The organism is Microbacterium sp. ZXX196 (genome assembly GCF_009709595.1).
Classification (GTDB): Bacteria; Actinomycetota; Actinomycetes; order Actinomycetales; family Microbacteriaceae; genus Microbacterium; species Microbacterium excoecariae.
The window spans coordinates 1-210 of the sequence record NZ_WMEE01000192.1; the positions used below are offsets into that span (position 1 = coordinate 1).

At 55.2% G+C, this 210-nt stretch carries 1 rRNA gene; it reads right to left on the reverse strand.

What is annotated here, in order from left to right:
- Position 1: 1 nt before the first annotated feature.
- Positions 2 to 210, reverse strand: a 23S ribosomal RNA gene (locus tag GJQ66_RS12715); the annotation flags it as partial.

A 210-nucleotide genomic window follows, 5' to 3' on the forward strand; every position in this document is an offset into this window, starting at 1 on the left:
CTCGGCCTATTAGTACCAGTCAACTCCAACCGTTACCGGTCTTCCATATCTGGCCTATCAACCCAGTCGTCTACTGGGAGCCTTACCCCATCAAGTGGGAGGGAGCCCTCATCTCGAAGCAGGCTTCCCGCTTAGATGCTTTCAGCGGTTATCCTTTCCGAACGTAGCCAACCAGCCATGCCCTTGGCAGAACAACTGGCACACCAGAGG